Here is a 10,036-nt window from a genome sequence, read left to right as displayed (position 1 = left end):
CCTGAGGGCCTGGTGTCCGTACCCCGGCCGGGGTACGGACACCAGGCCCTCAGGTCCGGCCGGCGTGCTCGGCCTCGACGGCGGCCTCCCGCCGGCGGCGCACCCGCCCCGGCACGATCACCAGGGCCAGTACGGCGGCGACGGCCGCGATGACGGTGGTGGTCAGGCCCGCCGCGGTGAAGCCCTCGATGAACGCACCGTCGGCGGCCTTCATCAGCTCACCGGCCGCGCGCTCGGGCAGCCGCTCGGCCACTCCCCCGGCCGCGCCGAGCGAGTCCTTGACCGCTTCCTGCGCCGCGGGCGGGAGTTGGGCGAGCCCTCCGGCGGGCAGATTGTCGCGGTAGACGGTGGCCAGGACGCTGCCCATCACGGCGATGCCCAGCGCCGCGCCCAGTTCGATGGCCGCGTCGTAGGCGGCGCCGGCCACCGAGCCGCGCTCCGCCGGGGCGTTGCCCATCACCGAGTCGGTCATCGCCGGGATGGCCAGGCCGCCGCCCAGGCCCATCAGGATGCCGGCCCACAGCACCGGCGCGTACCCGGAGGAGGCGTCCAGGCCGCTGAGGACGGCGGTGCCCGCCACGATGAGCACCAGGCCCGTGGTGATGGGCAGCTTGGGGCCGAACCTGCCGTAGACCCGCTCGCCGAGCGGCGCCCCCACCAGCAGCGCGACGCCCACCGGCAGCAGCCGCAGCCCCGTGGAGCGCGCGTCCTCCTGGAGGTGCTGCTGCAGATAGAGCGTGATCAGGTAGATCATGCCGACGAAGACGGTGAAGACCAGCAGGGAGAAGACGGTACCGGTGGCGAAGTGCCGGTTGCGGAACCACGTCAGGTCCACCATCGGGTTGGCCACCCGCACTTCGACGGCGATGAAGCCGACCAGCGCGAGCAGCGCCGCCGCCCAGGCGCCCAGCACCTGGCCCGAGGTCCAGCCGGCGCTCGGGCCCTCGATGATGCCGTACACCAGCGCGCCCAGCGCCACGCACGACAGCAGCGCGCCGAGCGGGTCCAGCGGTCCGGCGTGCGCGTTGCGCGAGGCGGGCAGCAGCCGCGGGGTGAAGGCGAGCAGCAGCAGCGCCAGCGGCACATTGAGCCAGAACGCGGCCTCCCAGCCCCATGGCTTGACAAGCAGTCCGCTGAGCAGCGGGCCCGCCGCCAGGCCGAGTCCGGCCGCCGCCGACCACACCATCAGGGCCTTGGAGCGCTCGTGGTCGGGGAAGGTCACCCGGACCAGCCCGAGGGTGGCGGGCATGACCAGCGCGGCGGCCACGCCCAGTCCGACGCGGTAGCCGATCAGCTCGCCCGCGGAGGAGCCGAGCGCGGCGAGCACACTGAACAGGGCGAAGCCGCCGAGCCCGGTCATCAGGGCCGCGCGGCGGCCGAACTTGTCGCCGACCGCGCCGAGCGCGAACAGCAGGGCGGCCATGGCCAGCGGATACGCGTCCAGCGTCCACTGCAGATCGGAGCTGCTGGCCTTCAGGTCCCTGGCGATGTCGGCGAGCGCGACGGTGAGCGTGACATTGCCCATCACGACGAGCATCAGGCTCAGCGACAGCACCGCCAGGCCCGCCCAGCGGCGGGAGGTGAAGTCTTGGGTGGTCGGGCTCGGGGAAGCGCCGGAAGCCGTATCGGACACGGGCCCCCTCCCTCCAGGTCTCGTCGAGCACACTCGGACGACTCCTACGAGTACGGTACCGTACCGTACCGACCGGCGCGAGGCTAGACTGCGCGCATGTCCGTCACACCACCGCAGCGGGGAGGCAGCGCCCGCCAGTCGCAGCTGCTCGCGGCCACCATCGACGTGCTGCGCGAGACGGGGTACGACCGCTTCACCGTCGACGCCGTCGCGGCGCGCGCCCGGGCGAGCAAGGCCACCGTCTACCGCCGCTGGCCCTCCAAGGCGGACCTGGCCGTCGCCGCCTTCGCCCACGCCATCTCCGAGATCGTCCCCGTCCAGCACGACACCGGCTCGCTGCGCGGCGACTTCACCGCCCTGCTGGACGGGCTGCTGACCGAGCTGGAGAGCCTGGGCGATGTGATCTCGGGGCTGATCGGCGAGCTGCGCCGCAACCCCGAGCTCGCCGCCGCCATGCGCGACGGCTATATCGACTCCCGGCGCCGGGCCGCCTTCGACGTCCTGGAGCGCGCCCGCGAGCGCGGCGAGGTCAAGGAGAGTGTCGACCTGGACCTGCTGTGGCAACTGGCGCCCGCCGCGCTGTTCTTCCGGGTGCTGCTGGCCGACGAGCCGGTGGACCGCGCCTTCGTGCGCAAGCTGGTGGACGAGGTCGTGGTGCCGCTCGCGGGCGGGCCCGTCGCGTAGGCGCTCCGCTCAGGGCGTGGTGCGTGGTCTGCGGGCGCGCCGTGGCCGGTCGCGCCCACGCGGCTCGGCCGCATCTCGGCGCAGCCCCGCACCCCTTCGGGGCGCGCATCACCCGGCGCCCGCCGCCGACGCGCGGTGGGCTGCGCCGCACCCCACGCACTCACGCAGGTCTCAACTCGCTTACCCGCCAAGGCATTCCGGGGCCCGGGCCCGCTGGTTAGCGTGTGCGCTTGTTTTCTCCGAGCCGGTGGGGACGGTGGCCTGTGGCAACGCCGACGGGAACGACGCAGACGGATGTCTTGATCATCGGGGCGGGGCCCAGCGGCCTCATCCTGGCCAATGTGCTGGCCCAGCACGGCGTGGCTTTGCGCATCGTGGACGGCAAGCCCCGCCCCAGCAAGGAATCGCGCGCCGCCGTGGTCCAGGTGCGGACCCTGGAACTCCTGGACCGGCTCGGCCTGGCGGGCAAGGTCGTCGGCCGCGGCATGAAGATCAAGAACCTTGAGGTGTACGAGCGCGGGCGGCTGGCCGCCGACATCCCGCTGGTCGGCCGGGGCACCGAGGCGCTCACCGCCTTCCCGCACGCCCTCGCCCTGGACCAGTGCACCACCGAGGAGAGCCTCATCGAGGGGCTGGCGGGGCACGGCGTCCACGTCGAGTGGAACACCCGCTTCAGCGCGTTCACCGAGTACGAGGGCCCGGTCGTGGCCGTACTGACGCACCAGGACGGCAGCCGGGAGACGGTCTCGGCGCGCTGGGCGGTGGGCGCGGACGGCGCCTCCAGCGCCGTACGGCACGCGCTGGGCCTGGAGTTCACCGGCAAGACCTACGACCACACGGGGCTGCTGGCCGACGTCAAGATGGACGTCCCCGACCGGTCGCGGCTGGAGACCGACCGGGCCCGGATCCACCTCACCCGCGGCGGCGCGGTGGGCCTGCTCAACCTGCCCGGCGACCACTACCGCATCTTCGGGGCCGTGCCCCCGGGCCTGGCGGTCAAGGACTCCGGCGGCGCGGTCACCTACGAGATCGACCCGGACATCACCCTGACCGAGGTCCAGCGCTGGTTCGACGACTACTTCTTCGTGGACGCCACGCTCAAGAACGCCGAGTGGATGTCCCTGGTGCGCACGCACAGCAGGATCGCCGAGCGGTTCGGGCGCGGCGCCGTCTACCTCGTGGGGGACGCGGCACACGTGCACAGCCCGGCCGGCGCGCAGGGCATGAACCTGGGGATGGGCGACGGCTTCAACCTGGGCTGGAAGCTGGCGATGGTGGCCAGGGGCCAGGCCCGCCGCTCACTGCTGGCCTCCTACGAGGCCGAGCGCTACCAGGTCGCGCGGACCGTGCTGCGCGGCACCGACCGGGGCTTCGCGGTGGAGGCCGCGCACCGCCCGGCGGCCGTGTGGTTCCGGGCGCAGGTGGCGCCCCGGCTGGTGCGGCCGCTGACCCGGCTGGCGCTCGTGCGCCGGCTGGCCTTCAAGCTCTTCGCGCAGACCTGGATCCGCTACCCGGACAGCCCCGTGGTCGCCGGGGCGCGGCCGTCCCGCAAGGGGCCGGGGCCCGGCGAGCGCATCCCGTACGGGACGATCGGCCACGCCGGGCAGGACGGGGCACCGCGGCGCACCCGCCAAGGGGTCACCGAGCACAGCCTGTTGCTCTTCGAGGGGCTGCGCGCGGGCCGGTCGGCGGCGGCCCGCCACCACGCCGCCGAGGAACTGCTGGCCCGCTACGCGCCCGCCGTCACCGTGCGCGTGGTGCGCGCCCAGGAGCGCGAGCTGCACCGCCTGTACGGGGTGCGCCACCGCCCCTACCTCTTCCTGGTGCGGCCCGACGGGCACGTCGGCTACGCGGGCCCGGCCGACGATCTCCCGGCGCTGGGAGCGTATTTGGACGGCTTCTGCGTACGGTCTGGGCACAGCGGCTCCGCTCCCGCGCCGGCCGCGGAGCCGCCCGCCTGACGGAACGATGCCCTTCGGTATCTTTCCCGGCCACGGCCGGGCACGGCCGCACGGCGATTCCGCCAATGGCCGGTGGCGCATTCCGCCGCCCCGGCCGGCGAATGGCCGAAACTCGTGCCCGGCCGTCAGCGCGTCGAGCGGGAGGGGCACGATGCCACAGGCCCGCACGGTGCTTCTTCTTGAAGAAACAGGGACCATTGGGGCGTCCCACAGCGCCGCGGACCGCCCCTGTCGATCTCCTGGCACCCGTATTGCCTGCGCCCCGGTGCGCCCCACGGAGAAGCGGAACCTCCGGTCGCCGTTGCATAAATCCGCACGTGAGGCGCGGCGGACGCTGTTCGATTCCCCCAAGTGCCGGGCGCACGGGCACGATTGAGCCGAATCCAGGGCCAAAGCCATCGATCAAGCCAAGCCGCCTGTATCCTAAAACTTGAAGCCCTAACGGGAGAGCCGGGGTCCGGAACTCTTCGCTAGTCATCCATCACGGGGGATTTTCCGTATGAGGTTTCAACTTCTAGGCAACTTCGAAGTGCTGATCGACAACACCCTCCAGACACCTAGCGCCCCGAAACTCCGTCAAGCACTGGCCCTTCTGGTACTGCGAAACAACGAAGTGGTCCCCACGAAAGTGCTGATCGACGAATTGTGGGGCAGTCGTCCGCCGAGTAAAGCCGTCCGTACGATTCACACCTACATTTACGAGCTGCGCCGCAGCATGGCCCGGGCGAATGGAAACGGCTACGACCAAATTCTGCAGACCCGCCCCAACGGCTATACGATCCAGGTCCCGGAAAGCTCGATCGATCTGCATTCCTTCCGGGCCCTGGTGCGCGAGGGCCGCGAGGAGCTCGCGGTCGGTGACCCGGGGCGGGCGCGGAGCCTGCTGACCCGCGCCCTGGGCCTGTGGCAGGGCAGCGCCCTGGCCAACGTCGACCGCGGCGAACTGCTGGAGGCGCACGTCACCGAGCTGGAGGAGAGCCGGCTGCGCGCCCTGGAGATGCGAGTGGAGGCCGACTTCCAGCTCTGCCGCCACCACGACCTGATCGGCGAGCTCAAGGCGCTGGCCACGGCGCGGCCGCTGCACGAGGGCATCCACGCCAAGCTGATGCTGGCGCTGTACCGCTCGGGGCGGCGCAGCGAGGGGCTGGAGGTCTTCCAGGACCTGCGCCGCCGGCTGATCGAGGAGCTGGGACTGGAGCCGGAGCCCGAACTCCAGCGGCTGCAGCGCTCGATGCTCACCGCCGACCCCTGCCTGGACCCGCCGTGCGCGGCGCCCATGGCCCGGCCGCACCCCGACCCCGTCCCGCTCCCCGCCCATCTGCCGCGCGACACCGTGCACTTCACGGGGCGGCGGGCCGTCCTGGAGGAGATCGGCGGGTATCTGGCGGCGGGCGGCGGGCGGACCGGAATGCCGGTGGTCTCTCTCGTCGGGATGCCCGGGGTCGGAAAGACCGCCACCGCCGTCCACCTGGCGCACACCATCCGCAAGCACTACCCCGACGGCCAGTTGTACGTACCGCTGGAGGGCTCGCGGCCGGCGCCGGCCACCGCCTTCGAGGGGCTGGGGCAGCTGCTGCGGGGGATCGGGCTGCCGCCCGAGGAGATCCCCGGCACGCTGGGCGGGCGGATGGCGCGCTTTCGTACCTGGAGCTTCGACCGCCGGGTCCTGGTGGTGCTGGACGACGCCGACTCCGCCGAGCAGCTGCATCCGCTGCTGCCGGGCGGCACGGGCTGCGCCGTAGTGATCACCAGCCGCTCGCTGCTGTACCGCCTGGGCGGCGCGCAGACGGTGTATCTGCGCAGCTTCCCGGTGCACGAGGGCGTCGAGTTGCTGGCGCGGGTGGCGGGGCCCGAGCGCATCGGCGCCGAGCCTGAGGCGGCGGCCGAGATCGTGCGTCTGACGGACGGTCTGCCGCTCGCGCTGGACTTCATAGCCGAGCGGCTCAAGACGCCGCCGCGGATGCCGCTGGCGGAGGTGGTCAAGAAGATCCGGGCGGCCAAGCAGTGGCGGCGCCACCGTATGTCCAAGCTGGCGGTGCTGGGGCTGGACCTCTACGACCGCTTCGAGGACAGCTTCCGCAGGCTCGACAAGGACGCGCAGGCGGCGCTGCTGGAGATGGCGGTGCTGCCCGGCCGGCTGTTCACCGTCGCGCAGGGCGCGCGGGCGCTGGGCATCGAACCGCCCACGGCCGAAGTGCTGTTGACACAGCTGGTGGACGCCTCACTGCTGGAGGTGGTCTCCGAGGACGACCTGGGCCAGCGCTACTACCGGCTGCACGAGCTGGTGTACGAGTACGCGCTGGAGCGGCTGGGGACCCCGGGGACGCTGATGCAGCCGCCGCCGGTCCTGCACGCGACCGTACGGGAGCCCTCCACCGGCTGCTGAACCCGGCGGCCCGGCGCCGCGCATCCGACCCCTCATCGCCTCCTCATCGGTTCCTGACCCGCGCCCGTGAGACTCGTGCCACGGATTGCCCGTGTTGTCCATGTGTGAGGAACGGGGGCCACGCATGATCTCATCGAGTGTTCTACCGCACCATCACGGCTCGTTCGCCGTGCTCAACTCCGCTGGCGCCAACCGCTGTTACGGCCGGGAGGAGCAGTGGGGCCGAGTGGTGGCGGCGCTGGAGGCGGCGCGCGCCAAGCGCGGCGGCGCGCTGCTGGTGGAGGGCCCGCCCGGTGCGGGCCGTACCCGGCTGCTGGCCGACGCGGTCGGCGCCGCGACCCAGGCGGGGTTCTTCGTCGCGCACGGCGCGGCGGACGAGATGCGGCGGCTGGTGCCCTCGGCGGCACTGGCCGCCGCGCTGGGCGGCACGGCCGAGGCCCTGTCGGAGAGCGGCGCCGACCCGGCCCGGCTGATCACCTGGCTGCACTCCCGCCTGGAACAGCGGCTGGGGCGCGGCCCGGTGGTGGTCGTCCTGGACGACCTGCAGTGGGCGGACCCGGTCACGCTCGCGGCGCTGCGCACGCTGGTGACGCGGTTCGCCGCGCACCCGCTGGTGTGGGTGCTGGCCCGGCGCAGCGAGCAGGGCGGGGCCTCGCCGGTCGGCCGGCTGTTCGCGCTGCTCCGGGAGACCGAGGGCGCCGAACTCCTCCGGCTGCGGCCGCTGCCGGACCAGGCGGTCGCCGAGCTCGCCGCCGATCGCCTGGGGGCCGCCCCCGCACCGGAGTTGACGGCCTGCGTACGCGGCGCCGACGGCAATCCGGCGGCGCTGGTGGCGCTGCTGGACGGGCTGGCGGAGGAGGAGCGGGTGCAGCTCGCCGACGGCACGGCGCGGCTGTCCCCCGGCGCGTCCGGGCACCCGCCGCACCGCTTCTGCGCGCTGCTGCGCGAGCGCATGGCGGCGTTCCAGCCCGCCACCCGGCTGCTGCTGGACGTGGCCGCCGTACTGGGCCGGGCCTCCACGCCCGACGACATCGCGCGGATGCTGGACCAGCCCGCCGCCACGGTGCTGCCCGCCCTCCAAGAGGCCCTGGACGCGGGCGTGCTGGCCTGCGAGGACGACACCATCGCCTTCCGGCACGACCTGGTGCGCCAGGCGCTGCTCGCCACCGTCCCCGGGCCGCTGCGCGGGGCGCTGCACCGGCAGGCGGCCGATATGATCCTCGGCCGTCCCGGCGGCGCACTGCCGGCCGCCGCCCATCTGGTGCACGGCGCCCGCCGCGGCGATACGGGGGCGGCCGGCGTCCTGGGTGAGGCGGCCGCCGCACTCGTCGCCGCCCAGCCCGCCTCCGCCGCCGAACTGGCCCTGCGCGGACTGGAGATCGTCGACAGCGCCCGGTCCGCACCGGCCGACCTCGTGAACACCGCCGTCGAGGCCCTGACCCGCGCGGGCCCGCTGCCCCGCGCCCTCTCCCTGGCCGACGAGGCCCTCCTGGGCCCGCTGCCCCCACCTCACGCCGCCCGCCTGCGCTCCGCCCTGTCCACCGCCCTGCTCCTCAACGGCCGCGCCGCGGGGGCGCTGGCCGCTGCCGAAGCGGTGCACCCGGCCGGCACCGGCGCGCTGCCCGACAGCCCGGGGCGCGAGGCCGCACGCCGGAGCCGGGACGAACGCGCCGCAACCGGGCTCGCCCTCATACCCATGCGGACCGACACCGCTCCCACCGGTCCCGAACGGACCGCGGCGGACTGGACGTTCAACGATCTGCGGGCCAGGGCCGGGCTGGGGCGCGGCCGCGTGGCGGGCGACCGGGCGGCCGGGGGCGCGGGTCCTGCGGGCCCCTGGGCCGCCGATGACGTGCGGGCCAGGGCCGGGCTCGGGCGTGGGCGCGTGGCGGGCAGCGGCGCGACCACAGCAGGCGCGGCGGCCGTCGGACCGGCGGGTACGGCCGCGCTCACCCGGGTGCGGGCGCTGGCCGCGCTCGATGTCGCGGCGGCGGTGCGCGAAGGCGAGGCGCTGGAGCGGGGCGCAGGTGTGGAGGGCGAGGGGCAGTTGGGGGCGATGGCCGCGCTCGCGCAGGTGTATTGGCGCCAGGGGCGGTTGAGCGAGGGGCTGCATCTGGCGCGGGAAGTCGTCAAGCGGGCCGACAACGGGGCGGGGACGCCCTGGCATCTGCCGCCGCGGCTGCCGCTGGCCACGATGCTCGTCCGTCTGCGCGAGAGTGCCGAGGCCGCGGCCGTAGTCGAGGCGCTGGCCGCGGACATCGCGGGGCGCGGCGCACCGGTGCTGCGCGGCATCCCGATGCTGCTGGGGGCCTGCGCCGCGCTCGCCGAGGGCGCGGGCGAGCAGGCGGTGGCGCAGGCCCGGGAGGGGCTGGCCGCCGCCGAGGAGACCGGGATGCCGCTGTACGCGCCGCTCGGGTGGGGCGTGCTGGCCCTGGAGGCGCTGCGCAGGGGCGACTTGGGCGCGGCGGACGAGCACGTGGGGCGGCTGCGGGAGGCCGTAGGGACGCGGCAGGAGGCGGACGGGGCGCGCGGCGGTGACGGCGACGGCGCCCGCCACGCCTTCGCGGCCTGGATCGGGGCGCAGCTGGCCGACGCGCGCGGGGACCGCGGTGCGGTCGGGGCCGCGCTGGAGGAGCTGCACCGCGACCCGCCCGCGCTGCGCAGGCTGCTGGCCGAGGAGCCCGCGGCGGCGGCCTGGCTGGTGCGTACCGCGCTGCGGACCGGCGCCGGCCGGCCGGCCGCGGCCACCGCGCGGGTGATGGACCAACTGGCCGCCGACAACCCGGACGTGCCCTCGGTGCTGGTCGCCGCGGCGCACGCCCGAGGTGTGCGCGAGGGCGACGCCCACGCGCTGCGCCGGGCCGCCGAGGAGCACCGCGACCTGTGGGCCCGCGCCTCGGCGGCCGAGGACCTGGGCACGCTGCCCGGCGGCGCCCGCGACGGCGCCGTGGACGCGCTGGACCTGGCGCTGGCCGGGTACGCGCGCCTGGGCGCCGACCGCGACGCGGCCCGGGTACGGCGCCGGCTGCGCCACCTGGGGGTGCGCAGGCGGCACTGGCGGGCGGCGGCCCGGCCCAGTTCGGGGTGGGCGAGCCTGACCGAGACCGAGCGCAGGGTCGCGGGCATGGTCGCCCAGGGGCTGACCAATCGTCAGGTAGCGGGCCGGATGTTCCTCTCCCCGCACACCGTAGGTTTCCATCTGCGGCAGATCTTCCGGAAGTTGGGCATTCACTCGCGCATCGACCTGGTGCGTATGGAGTCGGACGGCACCGACCGGATACGGGAGGCCGAGTAGGCGCCGGGCCGCCGTGGCCCGATACGGGCCAGGGGGCCGGGCAGGGACCGGGCCGCCGGACGGACGCCGTCCGGCGG

At 74.6% G+C, this 10,036-nt stretch carries 5 protein-coding genes; 4 read left to right on the top strand and 1 reads right to left on the bottom strand.

Features of this window, described 5'->3' with window-relative positions:
- Nucleotides 1-49: 49 nt before the first annotated feature.
- On the bottom strand, nucleotides 50-1,633 hold the full coding sequence (locus tag AC4IJH_RS42455; protein ID WP_490857396.1) for an MFS transporter: 1,584 nt from the start codon (nucleotides 1,631-1,633) through the stop codon (nucleotides 50-52).
- A 96-nt stretch (nucleotides 1,634-1,729) separates the two neighbouring features.
- Between AC4IJH_RS42455 and AC4IJH_RS42450 the strand changes: the two genes are divergently transcribed.
- The 4 genes from AC4IJH_RS42450 to AC4IJH_RS42435 all read left to right on the top strand — a co-directional run bounded on the left by AC4IJH_RS42450 (nucleotide 1,730) and on the right by AC4IJH_RS42435 (nucleotide 9,959).
- Nucleotides 1,730-2,317: a TetR/AcrR family transcriptional regulator gene (locus tag AC4IJH_RS42450; RefSeq protein WP_490857395.1), complete on the top strand. Its 588-nt coding sequence runs from the start codon at nucleotides 1,730-1,732 to the stop codon at nucleotides 2,315-2,317.
- Between the two features lie 263 nt (nucleotides 2,318-2,580).
- The gene (locus AC4IJH_RS42445; RefSeq protein ID WP_490857394.1) at nucleotides 2,581-4,278 is read left to right on the top strand and encodes an FAD-dependent monooxygenase; all 1,698 of its coding nucleotides are present in this window, start codon (nucleotides 2,581-2,583) and stop codon (nucleotides 4,276-4,278) included.
- Between the two features lie 499 nt (nucleotides 4,279-4,777).
- Nucleotides 4,778-6,664: an AfsR/SARP family transcriptional regulator gene (locus AC4IJH_RS42440; protein WP_490857393.1), complete on the top strand. Its 1,887-nt coding sequence runs from the start codon at nucleotides 4,778-4,780 to the stop codon at nucleotides 6,662-6,664.
- A 124-nt stretch (nucleotides 6,665-6,788) separates the two neighbouring features.
- A complete protein-coding gene (locus AC4IJH_RS42435) occupies nucleotides 6,789-9,959 on the top strand; it encodes a helix-turn-helix transcriptional regulator (RefSeq protein ID WP_490857392.1) in 3,171 nt (1,056 codons plus the stop codon).
- The last annotated feature ends 77 nt before the right edge of the window (nucleotides 9,960-10,036 follow it).

It is taken from the genome of Streptomyces sp. UF-297, from assembly GCF_058245575.1.
This window is presented reverse-complemented; position numbering and strand designations above follow the sequence as displayed.